This window comes from Microcoleus sp. PH2017_05_CCC_O_A (assembly GCF_020738785.1).
Taxonomy (GTDB): Bacteria; Cyanobacteriota; Cyanobacteriia; order Cyanobacteriales; family Microcoleaceae; genus Microcoleus.
The window spans coordinates 17,629-44,162 of record NZ_JAEQCB010000001.1; the positions used below are offsets into that span (position 1 = coordinate 17,629).

Annotated in this window: 26 protein-coding genes and 1 pseudogene; 18 read left to right on the forward strand and 9 right to left on the reverse strand. The window is 42.7% G+C overall.

Going from position 1 to position 26,534, the window contains the following annotated elements; all coding sequences use genetic code 11:
* Positions 1–439: 439 nt before the first annotated feature.
* The 4 genes from JGK20_RS00075 to JGK20_RS00090 all read left to right on the forward strand — a co-directional run bounded on the left by JGK20_RS00075 (position 440) and on the right by JGK20_RS00090 (position 5,038).
* Entirely contained in the window at positions 440–2,074 is a 1,635-nt protein-coding gene (locus JGK20_RS00075; RefSeq protein WP_293228572.1) for a hypothetical protein, read from the forward strand.
* Positions 2,067–2,579: a hypothetical protein gene (locus tag JGK20_RS00080; protein ID WP_293228575.1), complete on the forward strand. Its 513-nt coding sequence runs from the start codon at positions 2,067–2,069 to the stop codon at positions 2,577–2,579. Before JGK20_RS00075 ends, JGK20_RS00080 begins: the two co-directional genes overlap by 8 nt.
* Positions 2,580–2,622: 43 nt before the next feature.
* Entirely contained in the window at positions 2,623–3,420 is a 798-nt protein-coding gene (locus tag JGK20_RS00085; RefSeq protein WP_293228578.1) for a mobilization protein MobD-like protein, read from the forward strand.
* A 496-nt stretch (positions 3,421–3,916) separates the two neighbouring features.
* Positions 3,917–5,038, forward strand: a complete 1,122-nt coding sequence (locus tag JGK20_RS00090) for a DUF6753 family protein (RefSeq protein WP_293228580.1) — start codon at positions 3,917–3,919, stop codon at positions 5,036–5,038.
* A 196-nt stretch (positions 5,039–5,234) separates the two neighbouring features.
* Here the strand turns inward: JGK20_RS00090 and JGK20_RS00095 are convergent, their stop codons facing one another.
* Positions 5,235–5,552, reverse strand: a complete 318-nt coding sequence (locus tag JGK20_RS00095; protein WP_293228583.1) for a hypothetical protein — start codon at positions 5,550–5,552, stop codon at positions 5,235–5,237.
* Between the two features lie 193 nt (positions 5,553–5,745).
* On the opposite strand from JGK20_RS00095, the gene JGK20_RS00100 reads away from it, so the two are divergent.
* The 3 genes from JGK20_RS00100 (at position 5,746) to JGK20_RS00110 (ending at position 6,893) form a co-directional block, all read left to right on the forward strand.
* The gene (locus JGK20_RS00100; protein ID WP_293228586.1) at positions 5,746–6,081 is read left to right on the forward strand and encodes a nucleotidyltransferase domain-containing protein; all 336 of its coding nucleotides are present in this window, start codon (positions 5,746–5,748) and stop codon (positions 6,079–6,081) included.
* Positions 6,078–6,473, forward strand: a complete 396-nt coding sequence (locus tag JGK20_RS00105; RefSeq protein WP_293228589.1) for a HEPN domain-containing protein — start codon at positions 6,078–6,080, stop codon at positions 6,471–6,473. Before JGK20_RS00100 ends, JGK20_RS00105 begins: the two co-directional genes overlap by 4 nt.
* A gap of 240 nt (positions 6,474–6,713) precedes the next feature.
* Positions 6,714–6,893, forward strand: a complete 180-nt coding sequence (locus JGK20_RS00110) for a hypothetical protein (RefSeq protein WP_293228592.1) — start codon at positions 6,714–6,716, stop codon at positions 6,891–6,893.
* Between the two features lie 226 nt (positions 6,894–7,119).
* Here JGK20_RS00110 and JGK20_RS00115 read toward each other — a convergent pair whose 3' ends face one another.
* On the reverse strand, positions 7,120–8,130 hold the full coding sequence (locus JGK20_RS00115; protein ID WP_293228594.1) for a ParB/RepB/Spo0J family partition protein: 1,011 nt from the start codon (positions 8,128–8,130) through the stop codon (positions 7,120–7,122).
* A gap of 170 nt (positions 8,131–8,300) precedes the next feature.
* On the opposite strand from JGK20_RS00115, the gene JGK20_RS00120 reads away from it, so the two are divergent.
* The 3 genes and pseudogenes from JGK20_RS00120 to JGK20_RS00130 all read left to right on the forward strand — a co-directional run bounded on the left by JGK20_RS00120 (position 8,301) and on the right by JGK20_RS00130 (position 9,370).
* Positions 8,301–8,576, forward strand: coding sequence for a hypothetical protein (locus JGK20_RS00120; protein WP_293228597.1), 276 nt, complete (start codon positions 8,301–8,303; stop codon positions 8,574–8,576).
* 39 nt (positions 8,577–8,615) lie between these two features.
* Positions 8,616–9,237: pseudogene (locus tag JGK20_RS00125) on the forward strand (Uma2 family endonuclease).
* Entirely contained in the window at positions 9,224–9,370 is a 147-nt protein-coding gene (locus tag JGK20_RS00130) for a hypothetical protein (protein WP_293228600.1), read from the forward strand. Before JGK20_RS00125 ends, JGK20_RS00130 begins: the two are co-directional and overlap by 14 nt.
* A gap of 109 nt (positions 9,371–9,479) precedes the next feature.
* Here JGK20_RS00130 and JGK20_RS00135 read toward each other — a convergent pair whose 3' ends face one another.
* The 6 genes from JGK20_RS00135 to JGK20_RS00160 all read right to left on the reverse strand — a co-directional run bounded on the left by JGK20_RS00135 (position 9,480) and on the right by JGK20_RS00160 (position 14,540).
* The gene (locus tag JGK20_RS00135; RefSeq protein WP_293228603.1) at positions 9,480–10,085 is read right to left on the reverse strand and encodes a hypothetical protein; all 606 of its coding nucleotides are present in this window, start codon (positions 10,083–10,085) and stop codon (positions 9,480–9,482) included.
* The gene (locus JGK20_RS00140; RefSeq protein ID WP_293228606.1) at positions 10,042–11,229 is read right to left on the reverse strand and encodes an RNA-guided endonuclease TnpB family protein; all 1,188 of its coding nucleotides are present in this window, start codon (positions 11,227–11,229) and stop codon (positions 10,042–10,044) included. The genes JGK20_RS00135 and JGK20_RS00140 overlap by 44 nt, the downstream gene beginning before the upstream one ends.
* Positions 11,230–11,634: 405 nt before the next feature.
* A complete protein-coding gene (locus JGK20_RS00145; RefSeq protein ID WP_293228609.1) occupies positions 11,635–12,696 on the reverse strand; it encodes a transposase in 1,062 nt (353 codons plus the stop codon).
* A 15-nt stretch (positions 12,697–12,711) separates the two neighbouring features.
* On the reverse strand, positions 12,712–12,915 hold the full coding sequence (locus tag JGK20_RS00150) for a hypothetical protein (RefSeq protein ID WP_293228612.1): 204 nt from the start codon (positions 12,913–12,915) through the stop codon (positions 12,712–12,714).
* 261 nt (positions 12,916–13,176) lie between these two features.
* Positions 13,177–13,536, reverse strand: a complete 360-nt coding sequence (locus JGK20_RS00155; RefSeq protein ID WP_015179737.1) for a hypothetical protein — start codon at positions 13,534–13,536, stop codon at positions 13,177–13,179.
* 284 nt (positions 13,537–13,820) lie between these two features.
* Complete coding sequence (locus JGK20_RS00160) at positions 13,821–14,540, reverse strand: hypothetical protein (protein WP_293228620.1); 720 nt, start codon at positions 14,538–14,540, stop codon at positions 13,821–13,823.
* 162 nt (positions 14,541–14,702) lie between these two features.
* On the opposite strand from JGK20_RS00160, the gene JGK20_RS00165 reads away from it, so the two are divergent.
* Positions 14,703–16,442: an ATP-binding protein gene (locus tag JGK20_RS00165; protein WP_293228623.1), complete on the forward strand. Its 1,740-nt coding sequence runs from the start codon at positions 14,703–14,705 to the stop codon at positions 16,440–16,442.
* A gap of 232 nt (positions 16,443–16,674) precedes the next feature.
* On the opposite strand, the gene JGK20_RS00170 is transcribed toward JGK20_RS00165, so the two are convergent.
* On the reverse strand, positions 16,675–18,531 hold the full coding sequence (locus JGK20_RS00170; RefSeq protein WP_293228626.1) for a bifunctional 3'-5' exonuclease/DNA polymerase: 1,857 nt from the start codon (positions 18,529–18,531) through the stop codon (positions 16,675–16,677).
* 598 nt (positions 18,532–19,129) lie between these two features.
* On the opposite strand from JGK20_RS00170, the gene JGK20_RS00175 reads away from it, so the two are divergent.
* From JGK20_RS00175 to JGK20_RS00205, 7 genes are all read left to right on the forward strand, one after another.
* Positions 19,130–19,801: a hypothetical protein gene (locus JGK20_RS00175; RefSeq protein ID WP_293228629.1), complete on the forward strand. Its 672-nt coding sequence runs from the start codon at positions 19,130–19,132 to the stop codon at positions 19,799–19,801.
* Positions 19,802–20,248: 447 nt separating this feature from the next.
* Entirely contained in the window at positions 20,249–20,503 is a 255-nt protein-coding gene (locus JGK20_RS00180) for a type II toxin-antitoxin system ParD family antitoxin (protein WP_293228632.1), read from the forward strand.
* 206 nt (positions 20,504–20,709) lie between these two features.
* The gene (locus JGK20_RS00185; RefSeq protein ID WP_293228635.1) at positions 20,710–20,931 is read left to right on the forward strand and encodes a hypothetical protein; all 222 of its coding nucleotides are present in this window, start codon (positions 20,710–20,712) and stop codon (positions 20,929–20,931) included.
* A 284-nt stretch (positions 20,932–21,215) separates the two neighbouring features.
* Positions 21,216–22,592: a hypothetical protein gene (locus JGK20_RS00190; RefSeq protein ID WP_293228638.1), complete on the forward strand. Its 1,377-nt coding sequence runs from the start codon at positions 21,216–21,218 to the stop codon at positions 22,590–22,592.
* Positions 22,593–22,704: 112 nt separating this feature from the next.
* Positions 22,705–23,301 carry a COP23 domain-containing protein gene (locus JGK20_RS00195; RefSeq protein WP_293228642.1) on the forward strand — a complete coding sequence of 199 codons (597 nt, stop codon included), beginning with the start codon at positions 22,705–22,707 and terminating at the stop codon, positions 23,299–23,301.
* Between the two features lie 16 nt (positions 23,302–23,317).
* Positions 23,318–26,092, forward strand: coding sequence for a tetratricopeptide repeat protein (locus tag JGK20_RS00200; protein WP_293228645.1), 2,775 nt, complete (start codon positions 23,318–23,320; stop codon positions 26,090–26,092).
* A 91-nt stretch (positions 26,093–26,183) separates the two neighbouring features.
* Positions 26,184–26,528, forward strand: a complete 345-nt coding sequence (locus JGK20_RS00205) for a hypothetical protein (protein ID WP_293228648.1) — start codon at positions 26,184–26,186, stop codon at positions 26,526–26,528.
* Positions 26,529–26,534 lie beyond the last annotated feature (6 nt).

The following is a 26,534-nucleotide window of genomic DNA, read 5'->3' on the forward strand; positions in this document are numbered from 1 at the left end:
CTTCAACCCTTGCAGCAAGAAGATAAAAATCTGCACGGAACACGCGCAGATTCTCACCAATACAAACTGAGGCAAACGCTTGCGGAAGCAGAGTTGCAGAGTTTCGAGCGGAAACATCAAATCAAGCTACCCGAAGATTACCGTACCCAATTTATTTCTTTGAAGCTCCAGAAATCCCGGCTCAACTTGAGTTAAACGAAGACAGGATAGTTATCAAAATTAATCCTTGGCCTTTCATCTTAGCGCAACCTTGACATAGTTGCTCTTTGTAGGAAGCGCAAAGCAACCAACACAAACGAGATGTTTTCCTTGAAAGGCAGTCTGTCCCCCGCCATTTGGAGGGGGCTATTTTAACTATCCTAAACCACCGAAATTGGTGAGGTCAAACTTAAATCGAAGCCAATACTATCATTTTATAACGTAATAAAAGCCAGCGTTTATGAAGAAAAAACCATCAATACCAGATGCAATTCTGGCTATAGATTTTGGCGGCTTATCTACTAGAGTTTTTTGCATTGGCTCGCAAGCAGGCAGTAAAGCAAGCTCCTTTGTAATGGAATCGCAGGTGGGGCCGGTGAGCCAAGACATAGCCAATTGTTTCACCAAACCTAACCTTGCATCGGCATCTCCCGAAAATATTGCTTGGGTGGCAATTGGTAATGAATGCCGAGCCGTTGGCTACCTAGCAGCAGCACAATTCAATGCTCATATCGGTTTGACAGGACTGAAGTACAGTAGTGCTTTGTACAAAGCTCTAGCAGCTTTGTGGGTAGTGTCGCGGAAGTTAGATTTAGGCAATCAATTCAATGCTGCGATCTCCGTTTTCTTGCCCCCAGGTGAATTTAATGACTCCAAACAATTTTTTGAGCTATTAAGTCAATACTCTGCTTCATTTGAAACACCCACCGGTAAGCTATCCGTCACCCTGGACAAAACCCAAGCTTTGCAAGAAGGCGGCGGCATTGCTTTGATCCACAACAGCAATTTAGGTTCAGCCTTCAAGCAGCGGGTAACTGCCTTTGTGATGGTAGGATTTCGCAATGCTTCGATAATAGTTTCGGCACGCGGTGCTGTCGGTAAAGGCAAAACTTCAGACTTAGGAATGGTAAAGTTGGTGGATCTAGTTCAAGAGCGAACCTCTAACTACGATGCTTCCCGTTTGGCTTTATCGATCGCTTCTTCAGGTGTAAGCTACAACCGCCCTTACTTTTACCGAATTGCTCGAAATCGAGAGGATGCAGCGAAAGATCGAGAAGTTGACCAATTGATTGAAGCAGTCAAGCTGTCTCGCTTTGACTACGCTCGAATGTTATCTCATTGGATTAATGAAGTGCTGCCGCCCGATTTAGATGAAATTGTATTTTGCGGGGGTACTTCTGAATATATGAAGCCCGAACTGCGAAATCAGTTTTCTCATTATTCACTGTCTTGGCACGCAGGTATAACAGTGCCAAAAACACTTGACCCTGATGGCTTAGGTTGTCGCATAGCTGATGTTTACGGACTATTTTCTTACTTCAAATCTCAGTTTGAGGTACTGAGGCAAAGGTCTGTTGCGACAACTTCTCAGAGGGCAGAAGATACAACTTCCAGTTCAGGAGAAGCTCCAGTCCCTACGACTGATATACAGAGTGTAAAAGAATGTGCTGAACAATCTACCAAGCCAAAATCTGAACAATCTACCAAGCCAAAATCTGAACAACCTACTCACCCAAAATCCGAGCAACCTACTAAATTAAAATTTGAGCAATTTACTCACGCTAAATCCGAGCAATCTACTGAACAAAAAATTGAGGAATCTACTGAACAAAAGACTGAAGATATTACTCAACAAAAAATTGAGGAACCCGCTGAACAAAAGACTGAAGATATTACTGAACTAAACACTGAACAATGTGCTAAACAAAAGGCTGATTCAAGTATCAAAGATAGCTGCTTAGATGATTCTAATAAATTGAGTGATGAGTCGAATACAGAACCTTCATTAGAGGAATCTGAAGCAAACTTAGATGCAGCTCTCTTATTGGGAGGGCCCTACCGAGGTTCTGGAAAGAAGGTGAGGAATTATGCCTAGAAAACGCTACAAGGAATTTTGCTGGCGCTGTCAAATTTTGCCAGATTCCGAAGACGCTATCTTGCTCTCTTATCTGCAAAATCATCCTTTTTTTAGTTTAAAGGAAACGATTTTACCTCTTATAAAAGCGCGGTGGTTGTTAGCAGCTCTACGCAATAGCGGTAATCATTCTAGTACAGACTTAGAGTATTTGAGGCGAGAAAGCATTAATTTTTTGCTCAGACAGATAGATGAAGTTTGCCGAGATGTGGGATTTAACTGTACCGAGTTAGGAGCAATTGCCCCTGGTATTTCTTCGGGTTTAATTCCTTTAGCTACTTTCTCTCAATTGTCGAATCCAGGTGCATCTATTGCTACGGAATTAACTACCACTGAGTGTTCAAAGCCAGCAAGTTTATCCGAAGAAAAAGAACCAGAGGACTTTTCGGGAGAACTTGAGTTTGAAAACAGCGCATTTAACTTAGCTGGTTTCGATCCCGCAATGGTCGGGCCTAGCTTTAGTTAAAAATTATTAAGTCTTTAATAGGCATCCAGCAAGGAGGAATGAAATGACTAACATGATTCACTTGGTTGACGGCGAGAAAGGTGGCGTTGGCAAGTCGATGCTAACTCGGCTTCTGGTTGAATTCAATCAGAAGTATGAACTACTGTACACCTTAATTGATGGCGATTTTCAAAATCCTGACGTGCAGCAGCGCTATCCTGAACACAATGCAAAAATTGTAGCTTTAGTTGAGGATGAAGAGAAGTTTTTCGAGATCGACATTATTTTTGAAACGGCAGTGGAGACTCCTGTTATTGTCAATTTACCAGCTCGGGTTTACGGCATTATCAACAAATGGATTGACGAAGCTAATTTAACTTCTCCTGATTTTAAAGAGCAGTCAGGAGTTGATGTTTGCAAGTGGTTTATTTGCGGCGGCACGACTGACAGCATTGAAATGTTTATTGACTCTTTCAACTACTTTGAAGGTAAGCTCAATCACATTTTTGTTCGTAATTTTGGAGTTTGCAAAGATTGGTCGCACGTACAAAGCCATAAGGAAATGAACAAGCTCATTAATAATTATCGAATTCCTGTCGTAGACTTGCCGGCGCTGAGTGCAAGAGAGCGCAAGTTTATTGATACGAAGCGGTTGTCATTTTCTCAAGCAATGAAACACTCTGAATTTTTCTTGATTAGTCAGCAGCGATTGCATACTTTTCTGGAAGACTGTTTCCGTCTGATAGAAGATGTAGGCTTGTTTAACAACGCACCCAATCGCAATAAAAAAGAGGTTATCGGTGCCTACGAACGAAAAATAAATGAGGAAATGCAGACAGAAAATGAACAACCAAATGAGTAACAAAATAAGCAACAGGTTGTAAAGTCTCAGGAGGCTGTAATTTAAAAAAAGGTATAGCGGTTCTTGGTCAGGTGAGGTATATCCTTGAAGCTCAAAAGCTTGACAATCGAGGGATTCAGCATACTTCACTAGGGTAAGAAAGGCTATATCGTAAGCTTTTAAGAATCTAAATTAGGACTTACACACAGACTCTATTGATAGGGTGTGCGGAAACAGATCTTAATACTACAGGTAGTGTCTAAACCGATAATTTACGTCTTGGACGGTAAATTTTACAGTCGATGTGTAATGAACTCGTTATGGGAGGGACAGAATGTGAATTCAGACTATAAAACAATACGCTTGGGTTAGCGCTTTCAGACGAATTTCACTAATTTTTAGGAGATAGAGACTTGTGAAAGGAAGTCAGATTGTTCTTATCCCAAGCCTATTAGACTAGAGAATGCGCGATGCAGAACAGCATAAAGATTAGGATTTTGATTAGGTAGGAGGTTAAATGTCCGATCGACTTTTAGAAGAACTTTCCGAAGTTGACTCTGAAGAGTTTGGCGAGATATTGGAAACGCCAACGGAAGAGGGCAGACTTAATAATACCAAAAATAACTCCATACAATCCGCTGAAAATTCGCAAAGTTTGTCAGATTCTCCAGATACATTCCCAGAAGATGCAGTAGAAGAAAAGTTGAAATCAGATGGGAGTAAGCTAAATGAAGAGGAGTTTTGGGAACTCATAGACGATGATTCGAGGGAAAGAGAAGCTCTGAACAGAGATCCTTTATCTGCCCCTCCCATGTACGAGAGAGATACTGAGTCACTAATCAGCCAGGTACTCAAGGGCAAAGACTCCAAATTTCGCTCTCACGTCATTCAGACAGCTTACCGATACGGCCTGAATAAAAATGACCCACTTTTTATCGTATTGCTGGCGACAGGTCAACTCGAACTGCTGCTAGAAAAAAAACCGCAAGAGATTGATCAGTTTTTTAAGAATTGGCAATCTAAATGGCAAGGTGATTTGAAAGATTCTCAAGCTGTCATCTCTCAAGAATTGGAACAAGTTCGCCAACTTACTGAAAATTGGGAAAAAGAAAGCAGAGAGTTTTTAGAACGGCAGGGAAAAGCGGCTGTTAAGGTGCAACATCGCCACATTTCCAACTCAGTTTACACCCTAGTGCGACAAGCAGCTTTAGAGAAAGTTGCTCATGATATTTGGTCGGTGATTTTTGGAAGCGGGGTAGTGTTAGGGGCAATGGCGATTGGCGCGTTTATCGGGTTAGCGCTGCCCCGGTTCATTCCAGCGCCTGAACTCGACCCAAAAGGGCCGCGCCAGCTCACTTTAGAACAAGCCGTAGCGCTCGAATGGGGGCTGAGCAAAGAGGGTCAGTTTGCTCGCAAGAACGCGGATACAATTCAGTGGGCAACAAGCAATGAAGGGAAATATGCTCGCCAATTTATGAGCTGGAATCAAGCTTTGTTGAGCGAGAAAGGTGGCAAAAAACTGTGTGAAACTGAGATAAATCGATTGGGGGTGACGCTGACAGTAGAGGGTAAACCTGCACAAAAAGGATTTTGTACTTTGTGGACTAGAAATCCGAAAGAGCGAGTTTTCGCTCCCTGAGTAATTGCTTTTATTGGTAACAATTATTGCCGAGTTCCGGTCAAAGCAAAATGCGTTTTCCGCGCTTTTTTTATAGGGTCGGGAAAACTGCCAATGTCAGGGGAGAGAAACGATTGCTGAGCTGTAAACTTTTAGAGTCATTGAGTTATTTTAGAATTGTGTTATGCCTCATCTAATCAAATCTAACCATTTGATATCAAATTTTTTTTTCAATCTGTTCCAAATATTGCATTTCACAAGGTGTGTGAACAACGCGCTGTTCGAGCAAATTCAGAATTTCTACTTCAAATGGGTCGAGGTTCCCTGATTCAAAGAGCAGGGAGATGCGATCGCAAATTTCTTGAAGTCCCGGTTGATTTTCGAGCGGTACAACAGTGAGAGCTGAGTGTTTGAAGGTATGCAAATTCATGGCAAGAGTAGGGATGTGCCGCATCCACACGGTAGCCGTTTTCTCGCCCACTGACTGAATGCGCCCCAACCTGCCGTTAACATCTTCGCGATCTGGCGCGTACACCTCTACTAAGGAACCAATTTTGAGCGTCAGGTGGTGGGCGATGGCAGCTTGCTTTTCAGGTTTTACCGAACGGCACCGCCCCTGTAAAGTTTTGGTAACTTGAGCCGGACGACTGCGAGCATCATTTGCCAGTATAATTGGTATATTGCCAACATCTTAGCTAAAAAAATCATCGATTGGCTTATAAACAACTATGCCAACTTCAACGATCAATGTTCAACTCAAAGAAATTATTGCCCAAATCCGCCAGGGATTAGAAAATCTTTATGGCGAACAGTTAATCCGAATCATTCTCTATGGTTCCCAAGCCAGAGGCGATGCTAGACCGGACTCCGATATTGATATATTAATCCTTCTCAAAGAACCCTTCAATTACTCCCAAGAAAGCGAGCGTATTTCTGTTTTGATTGCCGATATATGCTTAGAACATACCGTCGTGATTAGCTGTATGTTTGCCACCCTTCAGAAGTACCAAGACTATGAAAGCGGTTTCTTTCGCAATATCCGTCGCGAAGGAGTCCCAATATGAACCCAGAGCAACAAAGGTTACTTGATAAAGCTGATAGAACTTTGCAGGCTGCACGGGTTTTATGTGAGCAAGGCTTTTTTGATTCTGCCGCTTCCCGCGCTTATTATGTGATGTTTTACACAGTCACTGCATTTTTAGAGTCAGAGAAATTATCTTATTCTCACCACTCCGCTGTCATCGCCGGTTTCGGTCAAAAATTTGCTCGTTCGGGGCGGGTTCCGGTGCAGTTCCATCGTTACCTAATAGATGCTCAAAAAACTCGATTAGAAGCTGATTATAACGCTGATATACAAATCTCACAAACAGACGCAGTGCAAACAATAGATCGGGCAGAAGAAATGCTCAACTTTGCTTTGGCAAATATTGATTCTATTCCTCCATCCTCTCCTTGATTGAGGAGATAGCCTGCTTTCCACTCCTGCACCCGCCAACTAAAGAAACCGGGTTTTTCAGCAGATTCAACACTGTAATTCAGTATTTTCGTAAAAACCCCGGTTTCTGGGCCCTCCTCTTTGAGTCCTATATATTAACTTTTATTACAAAAACTCCGATTTTGCGTAAAAATACCCTGCAAAATCCCAATACACAATAGAAGGCTTTCACCTTCGGAGCAAATTCACTCCCCAAAAACTATGACAGCCACAACTATGCCGATCGCCAGATCGCCCCTTACAGCCACCGGAAGAGCCACCGCAACCGACGCAAAGGATCTCGCCCCCCTCTGGCAAGCATTCGCTGCTGAACGCGAATCGATCGACCCCTCAATGCTAGTCAAACCTAACTTTGAATTTGAAAAATACGTCATCAATTAAATCAAAAAACCCCTTTCTTTCTGCTGGTTATTAGAACACAGCGACAGCATCATCGGTTATCTATTTATCTACTATTACGACGAAGCCCCGCCTGCAAATCTCCCCGAATATTTGATTCAGCAACACCATGAGGCACTCAATCAAGTTTGTGTCTATCCTCAATCTGTTCTAAATACTGCAATTCGGTGGGAGTAAGAACCGTTGCTCTTTCTAACAAGTTCAAAATTTAGACTTCAAACGGATCTAGATTTCCTAATTTGTGAAGTCGGTCAGTGCGATCGCAAATTTCTTGAAGTCCCGGTTGATTGTCTAGCGGTACAGCAGTGAGAGCCGAGTGCTTGAAGGTGTATAACTGCATGGTAATGGTAGGGATGTGTCGCATCCACACAGTGGCAGTTTTCTCCCCGACTGACTGAATGCGGCCTAACCTGCCGTTAACATCTTCGCGATCTGGCGCGTACACTTCGACTAAAGAACCAATTTTGAGCGTCAGGTGGTGGGCGATGGCGGGTTCGCCTTCAGGTTTTACTTGTCGGTCGCGCCTGTTCTCAAACTCCTGTAAAGTTTTGGCAACCTTAGCCGGACGGCTGCGAGCGTCATTTGCCAAAGCGATGACCTGCTTCTTGGTCATCCCCGCAGAGCGAGTCAGTATTTTCCGCTTCATATCCTCTCCTCCAATAAAACTCAGGGTGTCTACTGCTTTAGCAAACTCAGCGTCCCTGCGAATTGTCTTTGGGGATGCCAAGAAAAGCGCCCCCAACTTTTCTTCTGTTTTCAAGTGGTCAAAATGACCACTTGATTTTCTGTCTCCGCCGCGGGACTGTTTGGCGAGCTCGTACCAAGTGCCGCGCAAATAGCTGACTGACTCAGACGTGAGATTGCGACGGCCCAGTTGATTGAGGAGCATCCAGGCTTTGACTGCATTCCGGTCCTCGAAAGACATCTCTACGGTTTGGTAGGGGATGTCGCGCGCCGTACAAATAGCATAGCGGTGATGACCGTCGATGAGAATTTTTTCCTCAGTCCAGACTACTAACGGGTCCCGACATCCTTTCTCTTGAATGCTGGCTTCTAAGGTAGAAAACTCGATCGCACTCAAAGGAGGGATAAGCGCTTTAAATTCTGGGTCAATCCGCAGCGAATCCGCAACAGTGTGGCGGCGCTTGGAAGTAGGGCCGAGCAAAACTACGAACGGTTGACGCTGCTCGTTGTCCGATGTCTCCTGAGTTGGGTGCATTTCCTTGTGCCTCCTGAAATAAGTCAGCCCTTAACTTGCCAGCAATAAAGCCAGACACCAGCTTGAAGGGTTTTGCTGGTATAGGTTTATTCCATACTTTATATAGTAACATGGAAACAAATTAATAATGTGGGATAATAAAAAAAAAGTCGAAAGGATAATGTTGCCAAATGCCCCCAAGAAAAGGAACGCAGCTCCACCCCAACTCTCTGGCTAATTTGAAGTTAGGCGGAGGCGAACCTCGATATGAGGAGCCAAAGAAGCAAAGGAACATTCAAGTAACATCTGCGGGGTGGGAAGGTTTTCGCGCTATTGCCAGAGAGCGCGGATTGAGTTTGAGCGAGTTGATCGAGCAGATTGGCAGGCGCACGATTACTTTGACTGATGCTGAGGAACAAAGTCGCAAACAACCCACAGCCAACCTTTCAGGTATAGCGAGGCTTTGAATAAAGATGTACATTGCCGTCGGATGAGGAACAAACACAATGGTTCAATCACCTCCAAAACCTATAACTGTTGATGAATTTATTAAAAACTACGGCGACAGCGATTGCTACGAACTGATTGATGGTGAATTAACCGAAATGGAACCAACAGGGCCACACGAACAAGTATCCGGGTTTTTGGGACGAAAACTGAATGTAGAAATTGACAGACTGGATCTACCCTACTTTATCCCCCCTCGCTGTCTCATCAAATTATTAGGAACAGCAACAGCTTTTCGCCCCGATGTGCTGGTATTAGATGAAACTCGACTAATTAATGAACCTTTGTGGCAACAAGAACCTGTAATTACATCAGGTTCTTCAATTAAACTGATTGCTGAAGTCGTTAGCACCAACTGGCAGAACGATTACGCCCGCTTTCGTTGAAGATTACGCTTTGCTAGGAGTGCCTGAGTATTGGATTGTTGACTATCTGGGTATTGGTGGCAGAGAATATATTGGCAAACCAAAACAGCCGACACTTACAATTTGTACGTTGCGAGAGGACGAGTATCAAAAACAGTTGTTTCAAAATGACGATCGGCTTATTTCATCAATCTTTCCTGACTTGCAATTAACCGCACAAAAAATCTTCGCTGCCGGCAGATATGCTGCTATGTAGCTTATATCTAGGTAATGTCGGTAGGATGGAGGAAATTCGTGCGCTCACAATTGAACGGGGATTGAGTCTCAACGAGTTGAGCGAACAGATTGGCAAGGGTCTGATTCCCATTGGCGCTGAAGAAAGTAACTAATAGCTTGGTCAGGAAAAGGAGGGTGCATTCAAAAAAACTTTCTATCAACTCGTTACCAGAAGTTTTTTTGAAAAAGAACACTAATTTAGTCGTTGATTCTCCGAGCGTGCTAACTAACTCTCAAAATTTGCTCAATTAGGGAGACAACTTGCTGCGGTCGATGCTCAAAGTGCTTCTTAATTTGAAATTTTAACGAATCTGCTGGCACATCTTTTTTGTTGAGTTTAATGCGAATATGCTCACTTCGTGGGAGAGTGGAATTGAGCGCTCGAATAACGGTGCGGCATTGTCGAAGAGTCAGGCTATCGACTTGAATGAAGGGTAGATTTAATGTGTCGGTATCGAGTTGAATATTAGAAGCAAATTCGGCTTGAACTTGTAGCGAAGAGGTGAGGCGCTGTTCTTCTGTGGGTTCTGGAGTTGCTCCACATTCGGCAACAGCAGGAAAGGAAACAATTTCATTGAGAAGAGGCACAAAATCTGGGGCAAGTTCTGCTGAGAGTTTTTCAGAAGGATTCATCCGCTTCGATGCTAACAGCGTAGCGAGATAGTGAACAATTAAGCCACCGTAACCAAAAATTACCACAGTTTCAATTGTGAGGGTGAGAAAATGCTGAATACGTTCGTACTTGACATCCACCCCGCCGTAGAACGGCGAGGATTCCCAAACCTCACGATTTAGGTTTCTGCTTCTGTCCCTTACGGGGTTTCGCACCTGCCTTAACAGATTTACTCTGTTCAGGTCTTACGGTCGCTCCACAGACTGACACGGCAAGCCCTGCCGCCAAAATATTCTTTGCCGCGTTGATGTCTCGGTCATGGTGTGTCCCGCAATTAGGACAATCCCATTCCCGGATATTCAACGGCATCTTGTCAACGATGTGTCCGCAATTACCACACCGTTTTGAACTCGGAAACCATCGGTCAATCTTAATTAAAGTACGACCGTACCACTCACACTTGTATTCAAGTTGCCTGACCAATTCGCCCCAACTTGCATCACTTATGGCAAGGGCAAGTTTGGGATTTTTAATCATGTTTTTCACAGCCAAATTCTCGACGGCGATGGTTTGGTTTTCGCGCACCAACCGCGTTGTTAACTTGTGAAGGTTATCTTTTCTTGCATCAGCAATTTCTTGATGTACTTTCGCTACTTTGAGTCGTGCTTTGTAACGGTTGTTTGACCCTTTCTGTTTCCGGCTTAAAGCTTTCTGCGCTCTTCTAAATTTGCGATATTTTGCCTTGAATCCTTTGGGATTGGCAATCTTTTCACCAGTGCTAAGAGCGAGTAAAGTTGTAATGCCCAAGTCAATACCAACTTGACTGCCTGACTGAGGTAATGCTTCAATTTCAACATTCACCAACAGGGAAACTGACCACCTACCAGAGGGTGAAAGCTTCACCGTAATGGTTGATGGTCGGCAACCGACAGGTAGCATCCGGCTCCAACGAATTGGCAACGGGTCGGCACACTTTGCTAAGTAAACTTGTCCATCCTTAAACTTGAAAGCAGATTTGGTAAACTCTGCGCTACCACCATTGCGTTTTTTCTTGAAATTGGGATATTTCGCCCGCCCATCAAAAAAATTGGTGTAAGCCGTTTGTAAATGTCGCAAGCATTGCTGTAACGGTACGCAGCTAACTTCCGACAGAAAATCTAACTCTTCTGTTTTCTTCCATTCGGTTAGCATTGAAGAGGTTTCAGCATACCCTACCCGTTTTTGGTCTTTGTACCATGCCTCGGTTCTTACGGCTAAGGCAAGGTTGTATACTAAACGAGCGCAACCCATTGTCCGTCGCAACAAACTCTCTTGTTCCGGAGTTGGGTAGAATCGATAGCTGAAGGCTTTGAGTGTCATGCTCACAGTCTAACACTTCGATTGTGATATTGTGCTAGACTCAATGTAAAATCTTTGTAAAGCCGTCAAGCGAAGGACGGGGTTTCAAACCCAAATTTCTGATGATGATAATTTGCAAGTGGAACATCTCTCAAACGCGCTCGCGTTTAATATCAAAGCCTTTTAACAAAAACAGTCATTTAATTTATTGCCAAACGGTTTTACGCTGACTTATTGAGCAACCTACATTCTCGGATAAAACCAATTAACCATAACTTACGCTTTGTAACTGTGTTGCAAAGGTTTGAGATTATTCGCCTTACTTGCGGAAGCTTTCCTACGCTCGATGGTAAACTCCGTCAATGGTTCAGAATGACATTTAAGTTATTACTCCAAGCGCTATTAACTCAATACTTCGGACAGTTTTTAAGCAGCGAGAGTACCATAGGATAGGACGGAGGGGAGGTTAGGGTGATTTAAAATTAAGTTAGGGTCTAAATCTAACTTGTTAATAAAGGTGTAAAGTAGATGTATATTGAATTCCCGGCGTTTATAAGAGGCCATTGAAAACACGAAGGGAGCCGGAGACGAGTGACGATTATAAGCTTCATATTTGGCTAAATTCAAAGCAATTAGACTGGCATTAAAATGAAAATCAAGCCGTTGACTACTACGACATTGAGCAGAGGATAAACCCGTAAATTGTTTGGCGTCACGAAAAATAAACTCAATTTGAAAACGAGCCTGATCATACTCAAGTATTTGCTCACCTGTCAGCTCAAGATCAGTGCTAAACAATAAAATATTTTTAGTTTTACCGTTAGGTTGAACTTCTCCAAGGCAAGCTAAACGTATTTTACATTTTAAACAAACACTCCATACTACTAATGAATAAAGCTTAACCCCCGGCTTAACTTCTTTGATAAAAGTTAAATCTTTTAAGTTTTTACAGTCTACTTTCCCATCATATTTGCGAGGAGCACCCCGTTTATTTCTTTCACCTGTATAGAGGTAATTTAAGTTAGCGTCAGACCGTAATTTGCTAATAAAATTTAAATTAGAACTTCTGACAGCATCCCAGAACTTAGCGCGGTAATAATAACCGTCAGCTACCAAATAACGTACAGATTCTGGCAATAAAGAACGAGTTTCTTTTAAATGCTGAACATAGTCGTCAACTCTTGTTAATTCAGGCGTTGAGCTTTGGGACGCCTCTTTTTTAGTCGGTTTTTTTGAGTTGTTTTTTCCTCTAACAGTGAGGGGATTTTTGGGTAGTTCTGTGGGTGGACGCCAGGGTGTTTGTTTGACACTCACACTATAAGATAAATGAGTTTCAACTTCGACCACAGAAATTACGGAAATTTCTAATCCCTCTTCTGGTCTGCCAGCCACACCATTATAAAAAGTAGCTTTTCCTTCGGTTTTTTTGCCACTTTTTTTGATAAATGAACAATCGATTACAGCAATAATTGTTCGTTCAGGATTCAAGGCTTTCTTGATAAACTATTTGTGAAATTCGGGAAAATCAAAGTTTTTCAAAAAGTGGCGGCGATAGGTCTTTTCACTCAATGAGCTGTAACGGGCCAGATTGGTAAAATTCACTTTACCATAAACAAGTAAAATGGTGGAAAATAAAATCACCATAAACTTCTTTTGGGCTTGACTAACCCCTGACATTTGTTGTAAGATGGATTCAATAATATTCATTAGGCAGTCTGTTAAGCTCACTTTTTTTAAGCTTAACTTAAAGAGTGTCTTTTTTTCTGCTTTGAGGATTTAAATTCCACTGACTTTTTTGTGGACGGTCGCTCGCGTCTCTATTCCAAAACTGTCCGGAGTATTGTTAACTAAATCCTTCTGAGAATGCGATCATAAATGTCGCAAATCGAACTGATGCGGTGGGTGGGCGGGCAAATAAAATCCTGCTCTGAGCAGGATTTTATCCCCTTTATGGGGGGTCATCATTGATTACTTGACAAAATCATCAATCTCTTCATTATCGTCAGTTGCCTTTTTCTTGTGAGAAGCTTTGACTGCCGATTCGATATAACGGAAGTGCAAGTCAATCACTGCTTGCTCAGATGAAAGCCAGTAAACGTTGCTCAAGATTTCTTCAAGCATCTCGTCAGCCGAGTAGCCTTCATATTGCTTGTTAAACCAAGTATTGAACGCTTCCCAGTCAAGAGCTTTACCTTTCTGCAACTGTCGTTGTTTGGCACGTCCCGTTAACTCGCGGGCAACGTGCAAAAACATCTCGAAGCGCTGTTCTTCAAGAGTTTCTGCAAATTGCTTTTGCATCGGAGTTGGAGCTGATTTGCGATTAGCCATGATTAACCCTCAAGCGTGTTTTTTCTTCACAACTAAAGCGACGGCAGTCTGCTAATTACAATTAATTCAAAAAAATTAGTGGGTGGGTGAGTGGGTAAAATTAAATTCACAATCAAGGTCAAAACTTCCTTGATTGTGAATTTGTTGGGTCTGCTTCCCAGAGCGTCCTGATTCGGACGGTGGCGACAATCATTACCCTCAATCGCAATTCGTGGAAAAGGCCTCGATAGAGGCAAAAAAATGCTCTGCTTTTTCAGCAGAGCATTCTAATCAAACTTTAGCGATTATTCGTCGTCTTCCTCAAATTCCTCGTCTTCGTCTAGACTAAAATCATCCTCCTCATCGTCATCCTCATCGCTTTCCTCATCTTCATCGTCATCATCGTCATCCTCATCAATTTCATCGAGTATGTCATCATCTTCATCGTCATCATCGTCATCCTCATCGAGTTCTTCAGTATCTTCTTCAGAGGATTTAGCTAACTCGTTGCGACGCTTTAAGCTTTGAGCATTGAACTCCATTAAATCGGCAATGGCAGCTTGTGGATTGTCAGCAATTGTATCGTAAAGTTGGCTCATCGCTAAAGCAACAACTTCGACATCATACTTGAGTTCATCGGGCCGGCCAACTAGCTTGGGAAACACAGTATTGTTCCACTCTTGCCAGTCGAACTTTTTACCATTGCCATTGCCGTTGCGCTTGTTCAACTGAGCTTGAATATCCAATCCCAGTTTTTCGCGAATTGCGTGGCCAACCTTTGTCGAAATACGGCTATCGCGACGCTGAATTGTCACACCGTACTTCTTATGAATTGTATTGCGAATCTGTTTGACTAGCTCGACAGCAAGTTGCTCGGAGCTGAGGTTAGGTTGAGGTTTTGATTTAGCTCCATTGTTACTGCCGACTGTTTGACTGTTCTGTTTTTCGGGCGGTTTTGATTGAGCAGGCACTGGTGACTGAGAGCGATTTGGAGTGGCTGCTGTTTGTTTTTTAGTTGTGGCCATGATTGACAATTTAACTTACATAACATCAATTTATGAGTGCCGTTAGGCACAATGACCCCCTCCAGTTGAGGGGGAGAATTTCGCTCATTAGCAGGAAGTTAAATTTTAATTACATTAGTTAAATTTTATGTTAAATCTCCTGTAAGTAGTGGTGTATAACGCATGAAGATTTTCAATAACTGGTCTAACTTAAGAGTTATTCAAACTCCCATTATTGCCCTCGAATATTACAGTGCCGATCGCCAAACAATCTTGTCATCATTTCATCAGTACGCTAATGAGTGTTGTTTACCTGTTTATTATTGGAATCCTGGCTATGCAACTCTTCAACAGGTGCAGTCAACTCTTCAACAGGTGCAGTCAACTCTTCAACAGGTGCAGTGTTTCGATAAACATCTCCCAAATTTAGGTTTTCACTCAAACATGACAAGCATTTCAGATGCTTTTTCAAAGATGTATAATAGTGAATGCGTCCTCTGCAAAACTGAGCTATCTGTGGAGAATGATGTCCTGCAATTTCTGCTGGAAAATGACTGCCCCGGTATCTTTTTGTTAGAGGACATTTTGGAGTCAGGCAGTAGCGAACAGCCTCTTGTCCGCCGTTATTCTCAATTGGCTAACGCATTTTTTGAGCTGAAAGGGCGTTCAGCCGAGCTGAAAGGGCGTTGGGCCAACCAATATTGGATACTTTTGGGCGAGTACATTCAATTGCCATCAAGGCTAAGTCCACTAATTCCTCTGCTAAAATGTCCGTTACCCGATCGCTTTGAAGTCGAAGTTCTTGTAAATAAGTTTTGCGATCGCAATTGTTCCCTTGATTGGGGTTCAGATGCGGTAGCTGCTAAAAAACGGCTGGCTGTTTCTAGTCTAGGGCTGCCACAGGCTGAAATTGAATTAGTGTTAGATCGATCGCTATCGGTGACTACTTCAGTTGTCCATATCGCTGAGTTGGTATTAGAGCATAAGATATCGCAACTTCGAGACCAGGGGTTGGAGTTCATTGCTTCTCCAGACGTGCCTCATGCTGGCGGTTTAGATTTATTAGACGCTTATTTGAGCGAAGTCGTAAAGCTGTCAGAAGCTGATGCCAAGAAATATCACCTCAGACCTCCCAAAGGAATGCTGCTGTGGGGGCCGCCGGGGACGGGCAAAAGTTTGAGTGCAAAGCTAGCTGCTAAGAAGCTAGGTTATGCGCTTTTAGCAGCAAGTTGGGGCAATATTCTAGGTTCCTCTAATCCCGATCGCGCTCTCAACAAAATGCTGGATACAGCAGATAATTTGGGCGGCTGCGTGTTGTTCTTTGACGATTTTGACAAGGGTTTTTCTGGCTGGGAATCAAATGCTGATGGCGGTGTAGCTAGGCGACTGTCGCAGAAATTGCTCACCTGGATGCAGGAACATGAGAGCCCCGTGTTAATGTTAGCTACTGTTAACCGCTTAGAAATGCTGCCGGCTGAACTTATCCGCAGATTTGACGACGGCGGAATTTGGTTTGTGGATTTGCCACACAGCGGCGCTCGCTATGAGATTTTCAATTTGCACTTAGCTAAGTATTTCCCAGAGCAGTTTGGGGAAGGAAAAGAGAACCTTTGGACCGATCGGCAGTGGTATTCGCTACTATCTGATTATGCCGGAGCAACGAGTGCTGAAATTGCGATCGCAGTTAAACGCTGTGCTGAACGAGCCTATTGTGAAGGACGACCCGGTTCAATTGAATTGGCCCATTTGCGTTATCAGAGAACTCAGTTTGTGCTGTCGTCTGAGCGTTCTTCTGAAGATATCCAGGGGATTCGCAACAAAGCGTCCTTTGCTCGACCTGCTTCTGGGGGCGATCGATCTAAATTTGCGGCGGGAGAGCAAGAATTATTCGAGTATCAGCCACCTGCTTACGATAAAACTTGAGTGCATGATAAACCAATACGGTTTATTTAACGCTCTCCGACAAATTTTATCTCATGATTTTATGGGACATACAGGTATTTTTTGGATATCAAATTGTTCTTATTGATAAAGAATCGTGCCGCGACTGTTAGGGAAGTGAGGAATGGGGAGTGGTGAGGAAGTGGAATTTTCACAGCAATGCCTGCGGTGCGGCTTCTCCCCTCCCCACTCCCAATCTTTCTCCGTTAATCTCTTACCCTCCCCAACTTTCCATGACCTTAATTTCTACCTCGCAAGGAATCGGAGAGAGAAATTTATTCCCGGCTCTCACCATACATTTTTTAAGCAAGGCTTTAACTGGCCTCACTTCTTCAAGAGGACACTCTATTAAAATTTCATCGTGAACGACACAAATCAGTTTACCACCAGTGCTGCTCAGAGGCAGAAAAAGTAGAGCAAGAGCGAGTTTAGTAATGTCAGCACTCATCCCTTGAATTGGGTTATTTAGCATCTCATTAAGCAGCGGTTTAGTATCTTTTGACCATAATCTCCTTCTGCCTAAGACTGTCCGACTCTCTCGAATACCTCGGCTCCAGGCGTTCCGAACTTTGCCGTGAAATTGTTTGATACCTGTATAGGATTCAAAGAACTTCTTACGAAAGTGTGAAGCTTGTTGCAGCGTTAAAGTGACTCCATGCTGTGCTTGAGCCATATTCTTAAATTTCTGTGCTCCCATGCCATAAATTAAACCGAAGTTAATAATTTTACCGAGCTGTCTGTCTTCGAGAGTAATTTCCGATAAGGGTTTTGCCAGCACCAAAGAAGCGGTCAGAGAGTGCAAATCTTCCCCTTGAGAATAGGCTTTCACCATCGTGCGGTCGCCGGAAACCTTCGCCATGATTCGCAGTTCAATCTGGCTGTAATCGGCTTTCAGCAGGACGTAACCGGGTGCAGCTTTAAAACACTGTCGGGTTTTCTTGTCTCTGGGGATATTCGTTAAATTTGGCTCTCGACAACTAAACCGTCCTGATCTAGCACCAATCTGAAACCAATTGGGATGAATGCGTCCTGTAATCGGGTGAATGTGTTCTGGTAAACCCAGAGTAAAAGTGTCGATACGAGTAGATAAGCTGCGATATTCTAACAGTGCTTGAATAACGGGATACTCGCTTTGCAAAGGAATTAAATGTTGAGAGTTAGTGGAAGTAACAGGAATGCCTTTTTCTTGCAAAGCCGCTAAGACTTGCTTGGGAGAGCGAGGATTAATTGTATCCGTAAATTCCGGCAGCAGAGAGATTTGTTGATGAGGGTTAGGTCGATGGAGTTGCAAATTAATTTGTTTTAAAAGAGAGTCGCGTTGATGACAGAGTTTCACTCCAAAAACTCTCCACTGTTCTCTATCTAAAAGCATTCCGTTGAGTTCCATAGAAGCCACCGCAGGCAGACAGGAAAACTCTAGTAAAGCAGTTTTCCAAAGCTTAGAAGCTTTCAATTTTTGTTGCAAAGCAGCAGCCAGCGGGAGTAAAATTGCAGCATCGGTAGCAGCATATTGCAGTTGAACGAGTGTTAAATTTCCCGACCAATCGCTAACTTGCTGCGTTTTGTCTAGCTTTACTTTCAACAAATTCTCAGTGACAGCCTCTAGAGACAAATGGCATTTTAGTCCAGCCGTCAGCACTCGGTAAGCCAGATAGGTATCGAAAAAAGGTTTGGATGGTTCCAGTCCGGCAGAAGCGAGCATTTGCCATTCAAATTTGAGGTTGTGACCTACTTTGAGTGCAGGACTGGCTAGGAGCAAGCGTAATGGTTCGAGGGAACTCGGTTCAATGGCCCATAAATCTACAACGATCGCTGGATGGCCGGGAATGGCAAGTTGTAACAATCTAATTTTGGCTTGGTAGGGGTCAAGCCCTGTCGTTTCGCAGTCTATACCGATTATTTTTGCTTGTTGAAATGGTTGAAGGGCTGTTTCAAGATTGAAAGCAGTATCAATCAGTTGGTAAGGAGTTTTAAGTGTAAGTTGCAACTGAGCTATTTTAAGTTTATTGGGGGTCAAAAAAGTTGGGATAGCGGTTGACATTTTCTGCTTGTTTAGCGGATTAGGTTTCATAATTAGTTCCGTCTATAAAAATAGTACAAGAATATCAATGTGTCCATAATGCACGAAATATTACTATTCTTAAGAAGTTTTAGACATTAGGTAGCTTGAGGATGATGAGTTTTATTTGGGAAATATACGAGTTATAAGTCTATTTTTTGTAAATCAATTTAAGTCCTGAACTTTAGGAATAAGGTAAGAGACATAAAGGATGGCGGTTGGTCTAAAAAAAACCAGTTGTTGCCTGGTTTTGATTTAAAATAGTTGCCAACTTTAGAGTCGGCAACAGTTGTTTTGGCTATCCCAAGTGCCGCCTAAAAGGTCGCAGCCTGGTTTGCCATCTGTAATCTTTTTACAAACGGCTGCGTTAGCATCTGTTGTCATTAAGAGCAAAAGGCTTGTTAGAGCGATAGCGAGCAGTTTTTTCATAACGGTTAGCTCAGATGTATGAACTTCACCGATGCAGCACTGTTAAGTGCGACTTTAATTCGGAACGATTAGATTTTGAAAAACATTTTTAGAGGGAGGTGGGTGGGAAAATACTGCTTGAATTTAAATTTAAAGATTATGACTATAATGTAACTAAGTTTCCCACTTACCGAGCTTTTTTATGAGTAACTCAATTCCCTCCCAGCCCCAATCCACAATAGATGATACAACCAGTTATCCGCACTTGATGGAACTGATAGAAGCAGAAGATGCAGCTAATGGAGAAGTTGGCTGCGGTTGGAATTTGTGTAATAAACCTTCAGTTTATATGAAAACCTGCGGTATCAATATCTCTGATGAAAAGCTAAGAAATTTGTTAAGGGAGTATTTAGGTCATTTATTGATGGAGCTAGATTTTGACTCAATAATCAATCAGGTAAGTCATTTCGTAGAGTCATTAGTCGTGCAGGAACACACTCAATTACAGCAGACAAGACCGGCATTAATGCTCTTAGAATCAGTTTTTGAGCAAATTCCTGCGAAAGAACTCAAACAATGTATTGAGTCAGAATTGGGGGAGTTTTGTTCGGAAACTGCGATCGAGCAAATTGTTCAGTATACTGGTCAAGTGATTCACTATTCAATTCTCCAACCTCGACATAAGTGGCCCAAACCTATTTGGGTACTAAGTGCTCTTGAGAAGGTGTATATTGCTCAGGCATCTAGTTTAGATGCAGCAATTGCCCAAGTTAAAGCACAATATTCCCACGAAACGGGAGAGTTGCAAGTAATAAAAGTCGGAGGTGTTCTCGCACCAAACCAAGTGATTTGTTTGGACTTAATGAACAATTAATAAAAAATGCAGAATATGTCCGGTATTCTGAGTAACGCTGGAAGATGTCTTGTGCAGTTAGCAGTTTCATTGCACGATCGCAAAAAGTTTTCAGCGATGCGAGCGCGATCGCGGTTGGAAAAATGAACTTGCTCAAAATGTTGGGTACGATCGCTCTCTCCAGGTCAACTGTAGGTAATCATTGTAGATTCGGATTAGTTGGAAACCCACTTGGGGCATGATTATACATCTCCATAAATTACAGATAAGTCTAAGCAGGATAAGGGTTTTAGATTCATTTTTGGAGATGTCTATTGGTTCATTTCGACCGATCGCGAGATTTACTTTAGCAATTGCTCAACTCGCTTATACACAAGAGCGAGTTTTTTAGTGCAATAATAACAACAATTGCTATTCCCTGTTATTAAAGCGAAAATGGAATAGCCCAAATTACAGGAGGACTCAGGCATGAACGTGTCTTTGACACCGGAGTTAGAGCAGTATGTCCAGGAGAAAGTCTCAAGCGGACTGTATTATTCTGCTAGCGAGGTAATCCGTGAAGGGTTGCGCCTGCTGAAAGAACGGGAACAATTCCAACAAACTCGCTTACAGGAATTGCGGCAGGAAATTCAGGTAGGGCTAGACAGTGGTGAAGCAACTCCGCTGGATATGTCAGCAATCAAGGCCGCATCGCGGCAGCGCCGACAGAGGAAACCTCAGTAATGGCAACGATCGTTTTTCTTAAAAGACATTTTTACCAACTTCGTAGAATTGCCCAGTGCTGAGAGCCGTTAGGTAACTTTCATAGAGCTGCCTCCTCCATGTGGAGGGGGTAATTTTTACGGAACAAAATCGCTCACAGGAATGAAGTTGCAGGAACTAGATACGATTTAAATTGGAATTGTTTACCACATAAAATAACAAAAACCATGCACAATTCATGGACTGAACCTAATTCTGGCTATAGCAAATCGGGTTACGAGTCCGAACCTGATTTGACAGTTGGTTACTCATCATCCACAGAAGTTCGTCAAGGTAATTTTGACAACGCTTACCAAGAAAATGTCTATGACTTGTCCAACCTAGCAGATACTCCTTGGACAGATTCAGCAGTCCGCCCGAATCCACAGTTGGAGCTGGAGCTTGATTAAAGAAATGTAGTCCTGGACGCATCAACCTAAAAAACCCGGTTTGTTGTTCTCATTCTCAACCTAAAATGACGAACTTACCCTCAAAAACCGGGTTTTTGGGTAAGTCCTAAAATGGAGAGGGGAGAGCAGGAAAGGGAGAGAGGTATAGGGAGGTTTAGCTGATTGGTTATTTCTGCAAGGCTGCTCTAGTTTTGGTAATGTTTTAAAGACAGTAAAAATGTTTTTTAAATCGGCAATAGAGCAGCTTTTTTGACCGGATTTTAGTTAACATAAATAGGATTCCAATGAACAGTCCAAAGCAGTTAAAAAAATTAAATCAGGTAGGATATGCTTTAATAGCTGCCAGTAAACTCTGCCTAATTTTTGTTTTCATCTGCATTACTTTCTTCAGCTTTCCATCAATTGCTAGCGCCAGTTCCTTACCTACTAAAATTTGGGAAAAAGAACAATCTAGAGTTTTGCTACCAGATTGGAGCCAGATCACCTTTAGTTCCCTGCCGGCCGTTGCTAGTTCTGGAAGTTCTGGCGGTCGAAGCTGGCAAGCCGGCACTTCTGTTGACAACATCTTGAAACTGGGTGACATTAACGACGTAAAACCTGAAATTCTGTCTTTGCAAGCAATTGAACAATTGGCATTAGGGGGTATCAATTTAGAGAATATTAGCTTATCAGCATTTCCCTTAGCTGGGAAGCAAACAGTTGGTCACTTGGCTGAAATTGTTCCGAATCTGGGCCAATTTCGATTGAGCGATGTTCCTCCAATTGCTTCTTTATCTTCTCAAATAGCTGGAGTGAACTCTAACATCAGCCAATTGCCAATTGGTCAAGCTGTAAAACAAGTACCTCAACTAGCACAGGCAAAACTTAACCAAATTGATCTATCTGAGTTTGCGATCGCCCAAATCCCCAACCTTAACAGCGTAAATTTAGAACAGTTCTCTGGCTGGTCAGAGGAACTCATCAGCAATATTCCCCTGCTCAATCAAGTCCCGCTTTCTAATTTTCCTGTTCCTATTGCGTCCATTGGCAGCACAATCATGCGAATTGACACGATCTACAGTCGGTACGAAAGCAAACGCTCTAACACAATTTCCGGTTCTGATGTAGAAGGATTTGCGGTAGCCTGCGAGAAAGATTGCGCTTATATCGAACTCGACGATATGGAAAACGCCGGTCGCCGCGCCACAGGGCCGCTAGAAGGCAAGCAGTGGATTAGCGGCAAATATCAGGAAGTGCGAGGCGGTTCTGGCTGTTTGAGCGGTTGGGAACCGACGGGCCGGCATCCTTTTGGGGAAGTGTTTAAAGTAGTGGTAATGGAACCGTCAGAAACCAGCGATACTGTTGACACGGCTCTGTACTTCAGGTTTAGTTTGCCCTGCGGCAAATCGCCTTACATTATTGGCCCGGTTCCGTTTCTCAGTTACAGCGTTAATTCGCCTATGTTTGTCGGTCGATTGGAGGGCGGTTCTTCTAACAGTATTTCTCGCTCCAAAGGCGTCGCATCTGAAACAAAACCTTCAAAGCCGCTGAGTTCAAATCAAGCTAAAAAAAACGCTTTACCAACTCAGCCGGTACCTGAATCAAAGCGAGAGTGCGCGCGCCCAGCGACTTACGTAAACGGTGTGGATGTGGCTTCATTAGGGGAGGCGTTAGCAAACTAACTCGGATTTGCGGAATGGTTAGGCTGCGTTGTGTGGCTGTAAATAGCAGATATTTCATCGGAAGCGTAGGGTTATCCAGATCCTTTGTGCAGCTAAAGTTTAGCAAAACAGTATGATGACGAACAATCCAGGCAATATCAAGGTCAAGCTCATCCCGGTATTAGTTGCTTTAGGAGCGACTATAGGTGCTTTAGCAGGCATAGTCGCTATATTACAGTTCTGTGGTATCACGCTTATCAAACCTCAATCGGTAACTTTCATTTGCGGTGTGAGCCGTGACAATGTACCCACTACGTTTGCACGAGAGCTCACAAACGGGGGCATTCCAAAGAGAAAGTCAGTGATTCGCTGGGTTTCTGACTTTGGTGATAAAGTGGGCTATACACAGCAACAACGCTGTGAAGAAGTATCGAACCGTTTTCAAGATTATAGTAATCAGGGACTCCTGGATTACATAACAACTGGTAAAGAGAAGGGTTTCGACACCATCTGTGTAGCTAAAGATAAAGAACATGGTCGCCCTTGTCTTTTACTCTGGACGCTAAAGCCAGGAACAAACCCTAAACTTGTTGTCAACCAGTTATTATCAGACCATTTAGGAACAGGACCACTGCCAGAAAAAGGTTCTAATGACTCTGAAATCTATATTGATGTGAAAAAGTTTCTTAGCAAACTCCCTGCTGAGGAAATCCCTGCTGAGAAAAACTAAAACTCTGGGTACTCAAATGTCAGTCAATCGTCGTTATCTTACCTTAACTACCGTGAGTCTATTGTTCGCCACTGCTTGTATTGGTGGCGCAGTGACAATGGGAATGACAGGAAAAAGGATCTGGGATATTCCTGTTTTTGGACGTAGTGAGAGCGTTCAACCATTGACAAACCAACTTTCTCCAGAAGAAGTACAGCAAATCGCTCGCTCGATTACTGTCAAAGTCCTATCAAACAAGACTAGCGGGTCGGGAATATTGGTTGGCAAAAAAGGAGCGAATGGCCAAAAAGAAGACATTTATAGTGTCTTAACCAATCGGCACGTCTTGGTTCCTGGTGAACCCTATCGCATCCAGACACCAGACGGTAAAATTCATCAAGCTAATGTGGTTAAGGATGTTAACTTTAAAGGTAGCGATTTGGCTTTGCTACAGTTTAATTCGGCTCAAGATTACACTTTAGCTGAGTTGATGAGTGTATCGACACTGGCTGTGAATCAGCAAGTATTTGCCGCTGGATTTGTCTCTGACATTAAGAAGCTGGTTTTTACAAGTGGCGAAGTTTCTCTGTTGCCAGATAAGGCATTTCAGGATGGCTATCAAATTGGTTATACCAATAATGTTCAAAAAGGAATGAGCGGGGGGCCGATTCTAAATCAGCGAGGTGAAGTAATAGGCATTAATGGTATTATTGCCAATCCTATTTGGGGCGATCCTTATGTGTTTGAAGATGGTTCAAAACCTAATAGCAGTGAACGTGAGAAGATGAGCCGTTATAGCTGGGGAATAGCAATTAAGAGTGCTGTTGAGCTATCGCCTGAGTTGGTCGAAACCAATCAAGTGAAAGAATTAGACAGGATTGCGGAAGAGATTACGGTTCGTATTGATTTTCCTAATGGCAATGGTTCTGGGGCAATTATTGCCAAACAAAATGGACTTTTTACTAATAATTATTACATTTTGACTGCTTATCATGTCGTGGATGAAGCAGTAAAATATCAGGTTGTTACGCGGGATGGCAGGCGACATTCAGTAGATTATAGCACTGTGAAACGTTTACCTGGAGTGGACTTGGCAGTGTTACAGTTTACTAGCAATCAAAATTACAGAGTGGCAAGTTTGGCTAGTAACTCCGTCTTTAAAGAAAATAATACTTTCGTCTGTGTGTCTGGATGGCCAGTTTCAAACAATAATGCAGATAAACCTAGTCGCTTATTTTCAGTTGGTGAAATTATTGGACCCAACTCGATAGAGCTGGTCAGAAAGAATTCCAGCTCTTTGACTGACGGGTATGAAATGGTTTATTACAACATAACAGCAGGTGGAGTTAGTGGTGGGCCAATCTTGGACATTGACGGACAAGTAGTTGGAATTCACGGAAGAGCTGATGGGGAAGAGACAATAGATCAGGCTGGTGAACGCCGTCCCATTCAGTTAGGTTATAGTTTTGGTGTTCCAATTAATAAATTTTTAGGAATGACCTCACAAATAGGAGTAAAAGTTGGTGAATTAAAAATTGATTATCCTGTATTGCCAAACCGGCTGTCCGACGAAAAGAGTGTTCTATCTCAAGAAAAGAGTACGCGAAATATACTAAACTTAGTTATAGCTGTTTTTAAAATAAAACACTTAGATACTTTTAACGATCCAATTGAATTGACAAATTATGCAAATAGGCTGTGGAGAATAGGGCAATATGAGGATGCCTTAGCAGTTTTAAATAGAGCTATCTCAATACAGCCCAAACTATATCAAGCATGGTATTTACGAGGATTAGTGCTTCACGCACAACAGAGTTCCCTGTTTAACAAACAAAAATCAAAGCCAACAAATCAAGAAATATTGGCATCTTTTTCTAGGGCAACTTCTATTGAACCTAAGTTTTCCCCAGCTTGGCGATGGCAAGGTATATTTTTACAAGAATTAGAACGATATGAAGAAGCAATAGAATCTATCAATGAAGGGATTAGTTTAGACTCTAAAGATAGTAGACTTCATCAGCTAAAAGGTGATTTATTGACAAAAATCAAGCAGTATGAAAAAGCAATTGCTGCCTACACTCGCTCCATAGAACTTCAGCCTAATTCGTATGCTTATTTCATCCGAGGATTGCTATATGATTACAAGAAAGAGAAAGATCAGAAAAGAGCGCTATCTGACTATACAGAAGCAATTAAACTTGACCCTGATTTGGTTGAAGCTTATAATCGGCGAGGGGTTATTCGTTCTGAGTTAGGAGATACACAAGGAGCATTAGAAGATTATGAAAAAGCTATTAAACTTAAACCTGACTATGCAGAGGTTTATGTATGGCGAGGTGCAGTCCATTTTAAACTAAAAAATAAGAAAGAAGCATTAGCTGATTATGAAAAAGCTATTAAACTTAAGCCTAACTATGCAGAGGCGTACTTAGCACTAGGTAGTTACTACTTCGACTCAGAAAACCTAGAAGCGGCAATTACTAGCTTGACGAAGGCTATTAGCCTGAATCGCAACTTGTTTGCAGCTTACTCACTTTTAACTGAAGCCTATTTGCACCGTGGGATAACCAGATTTAGCTTGAATGATTATTCAGGAGCAATTAATGATTTGACTCAGGCAATTGAGCGCCCTAGTTCTGATAATATCTGTACTGCCTGCGCTTACAAAATAAGGGGGATTGCTCAATCTCAACTGGGAAATCGTCAAGGGGCCGTTGCAGACTTAGAAAAAGCTGCACAACTTTTCCGTGAACAAGGGGATATGGCTAAATACCAATCGGCATTGGATCTGCTTAGGAAAGTTCAGGAATAATTCGATTGCAGAAATTGGACAAGTTATTGCTCGAAATGCTAGTCCGGGGGAGAGCAAAGGCAATGAGTTTTTCGAGAAAGCAGGCGAGTTGATGGCGAAGGGTTTAGTGCAGTTGGCAAAAAGCAGTCCTTACCCGGATTTAGCTTTTGTGTACGCAATTATTCAACTCCCAGATTTGGTCAAGCGCATCGACCACGCCGTTCATCGGCCCGACGGTCATCCCCTCAAAATGGACAGGTGGATTGCCTCTAGTTTTTCGCAGTTATTAAGTTCAAAAGATGCTGAAAAAACAGTGGCGGGCATTAAGGCAACCGCAGAGGCAACCTACTCCAGTTTCATTCAAAAAGATTTGCTGCGGGCATTTATTGGTCGCAGCACCATTCCGATTGCTTTAGAAGGCAAAAAGTGCATTATTTTCAAATTAAATAACAAGTGACGCACT

Coding starts and splice junctions, on each gene's coding strand:
- JGK20_RS00170 (WP_293228626.1), bottom strand. CDS start 18,531: ATGAAACCTAATCCGCTAAACAAGCAGAAAATGTCAACCGCTATCCCA.
- JGK20_RS00100 (WP_293228586.1), top strand. CDS start 5,746: ATGCCAACTTCAACGATCAATGTTCAACTCAAAGAAATTATTGCCCAA.
- JGK20_RS00080 (WP_293228575.1), top strand. CDS start 2,067: ATGCCTAGAAAACGCTACAAGGAATTTTGCTGGCGCTGTCAAATTTTG.
- JGK20_RS00150 (WP_293228612.1), bottom strand. CDS start 12,915: ATGAATATTATTGAATCCATCTTACAACAAATGTCAGGGGTTAGTCAA.
- JGK20_RS00165 (WP_293228623.1), top strand. CDS start 14,703: ATGAAGATTTTCAATAACTGGTCTAACTTAAGAGTTATTCAAACTCCC.
- JGK20_RS00205 (WP_293228648.1), top strand. CDS start 26,184: ATGGCGAAGGGTTTAGTGCAGTTGGCAAAAAGCAGTCCTTACCCGGAT.
- JGK20_RS00190 (WP_293228638.1), top strand. CDS start 21,216: ATGAACAGTCCAAAGCAGTTAAAAAAATTAAATCAGGTAGGATATGCT.
- JGK20_RS00090 (WP_293228580.1), top strand. CDS start 3,917: ATGTCCGATCGACTTTTAGAAGAACTTTCCGAAGTTGACTCTGAAGAG.
- JGK20_RS00120 (WP_293228597.1), top strand. CDS start 8,301: ATGCCCCCAAGAAAAGGAACGCAGCTCCACCCCAACTCTCTGGCTAAT.
- JGK20_RS00160 (WP_293228620.1), bottom strand. CDS start 14,540: ATGGCCACAACTAAAAAACAAACAGCAGCCACTCCAAATCGCTCTCAG.
- JGK20_RS00175 (WP_293228629.1), top strand. CDS start 19,130: ATGAGTAACTCAATTCCCTCCCAGCCCCAATCCACAATAGATGATACA.
- JGK20_RS00200 (WP_293228645.1), top strand. CDS start 23,318: ATGTCAGTCAATCGTCGTTATCTTACCTTAACTACCGTGAGTCTATTG.
- JGK20_RS00195 (WP_293228642.1), top strand. CDS start 22,705: ATGATGACGAACAATCCAGGCAATATCAAGGTCAAGCTCATCCCGGTA.
- JGK20_RS00110 (WP_293228592.1), top strand. CDS start 6,714: ATGACAGCCACAACTATGCCGATCGCCAGATCGCCCCTTACAGCCACC.
- JGK20_RS00075 (WP_293228572.1), top strand. CDS start 440: ATGAAGAAAAAACCATCAATACCAGATGCAATTCTGGCTATAGATTTT.
- JGK20_RS00115 (WP_293228594.1), bottom strand. CDS start 8,130: ATGCACCCAACTCAGGAGACATCGGACAACGAGCAGCGTCAACCGTTC.
- JGK20_RS00185 (WP_293228635.1), top strand. CDS start 20,710: ATGCACAATTCATGGACTGAACCTAATTCTGGCTATAGCAAATCGGGT.
- JGK20_RS00155 (WP_015179737.1), bottom strand. CDS start 13,536: ATGGCTAATCGCAAATCAGCTCCAACTCCGATGCAAAAGCAATTTGCA.
- JGK20_RS00130 (WP_293228600.1), top strand. CDS start 9,224: ATGCTGCTATGTAGCTTATATCTAGGTAATGTCGGTAGGATGGAGGAA.
- JGK20_RS00085 (WP_293228578.1), top strand. CDS start 2,623: ATGACTAACATGATTCACTTGGTTGACGGCGAGAAAGGTGGCGTTGGC.
- JGK20_RS00105 (WP_293228589.1), top strand. CDS start 6,078: ATGAACCCAGAGCAACAAAGGTTACTTGATAAAGCTGATAGAACTTTG.
- JGK20_RS00140 (WP_293228606.1), bottom strand. CDS start 11,229: ATGACACTCAAAGCCTTCAGCTATCGATTCTACCCAACTCCGGAACAA.
- JGK20_RS00180 (WP_293228632.1), top strand. CDS start 20,249: ATGAACGTGTCTTTGACACCGGAGTTAGAGCAGTATGTCCAGGAGAAA.